At 69.1% G+C, this 1,702-nt stretch carries 2 protein-coding genes; both read left to right on the forward strand.

Annotated elements, in window-relative coordinates; genetic code table 11:
- The first annotated feature begins 194 nt into the window (after positions 1-194).
- Positions 195-836, forward strand: a complete 642-nt coding sequence (gene kynB, locus ACXJKR_RS31650) for an arylformamidase (protein WP_457326225.1) — start codon at positions 195-197, stop codon at positions 834-836.
- Positions 833-1,702, forward strand: an 870-nt coding sequence (locus ACXJKR_RS31655; RefSeq protein ID WP_457326226.1) for a kynureninase, incomplete at its 3' end; no start/stop codon positions are given. The genes kynB and ACXJKR_RS31655, both read left to right, overlap by 4 nt.

Raw genomic sequence — 1,702 nt, forward strand, 5'->3', positions numbered from 1 at the left:
TATTGACATCACCCGGCCCTGCTGCGCGGTTGCGATCAACCACCTGCCGTGCCGGCCGTCCATTCCACTTAAAACGGCATAAAGCCGCAGCTGCGAGAAGGTGCAGCGCCCAGGGCGGCTGCCGCGCCCGATTGACAGCCAGTTGGAATTAACCGACACCACACGGGCCGCTGCAACGCTAAGGTGCCGCCGCCATGAGCTCCAACCTCTCTCCCAGACTCTGGGACATCTCTCCCACCGTCGGYCCCGACGCGCCCATCTTCCCGGGCGACGAGCCCTACAGCCTGCGCTGGACGGCGCAGCTGTCGCCCGGCTGCCCAGTCAATCTCAGCGCCATCACGATGAGCCCTCACGTGGGCGCGCATGCCGATGCGCCGCTGCACTACACCAACGATGCGCCGGCTATTTCCGACGTGCCGCTGGACACCTATCTCGGCCGCTGCCGCGTCATCCACGCCATCGGCGCCGCGCCGCTGATCATGGTCGGGCATCTTCAGCACGCCGAAAACGACCTGCCGCCGCGCGTGCTGGTGCGTTGCTGCGACAAGGCCGACACGGTGTGGAACCCGGCCTTCACCGCCTACGCGCCCGAGGCCGTCGAATGGCTGGCCGCGCGCGGCGTGCGGCTGATCGGCATCGACACGCCGAGCGTGGACCCGGCCGACTCCAAGGTGCTGGACAGCCACCAGCAGCTGCGCCGCCACGACCTGCGCGTGCTGGAGAACCTGGTGCTCGACGACGTGCCCGAGGGCGACTACGAGCTGATCGCCCTGCCACTCAAACTACAAGGCGCCTGTGCCTCCCCGGTGCGCGCCGTCCTGAGGGAACTGCCATGAATCTCGATGATGCCAAGCGKCTCGATGCCGCCGACCCCCTGCGCAGCCTGCGCGAGCTGTTCACGCTGCCCGACGGCGTCACTTACCTGGATGGCAACTCGCTGGGCGCCCTGCCCCGCGCCACACCCGAGCGCATCCAGCGCGCGGTGGAGCAGGAGTGGGGTCAGGGCCTGATCAAGAGCTGGAACACCGCCGGCTGGATCGACCTGCCGCGCCGCCTGGGCGACCGGCTGGCGCCGTGGCTGGGCGCGCGCCCGGGCGAGGTGCTGGTGGCGGACTCGACCTCCGTCAATCTCTACAAGGTGCTGCATGCCGCGCTGCAACTGCAGCAGGGCAAGCGCAAGGTTGTCATCAGCGAGCGCAGCAACTTCCCCACCGACAACTACATCGCGCAGAGCGTGGTGCGGGCGCATGGCGGCGAGTTGATCCTGACCGAGCAGCCCGAGGACATCCCGCCGCTGCTGGACGAGCGCTGCGCCGTGCTGATGCTGACGCATGTGAACTACCGCACCGGCCGCATGCATGACATGGGTCTGCTGACGCGCTGGGCGCAGCAGGCCGGCGCGCTGGCCGTGTGGGACCTGGCGCACAGCGCCGGCGCAGTGCCCATCGACCTGCTGGGCAGCGCGGCGGACTTCGCCATTGGCTGCGGCTACAAATACCTGAACGGCGGCCCGGGCGCGCCGGCCTTCGTGTGGATGCACCCGCGCCACGAGGGCCAGGTGTGGCAGCCGCTGACCGGCTGGCTGGGACACGCCAACCCCTTCGATTTCGACAGCGAATACCAGCCCGCGCCGGGCATTCAGCAGTACCAGTGCGGCACGCCCGCGGTGCTGGCGATGACGGGGCTGGACACGGCGCTGGAC

The organism is Roseateles sp. P5_E11 (genome assembly GCF_054049355.1).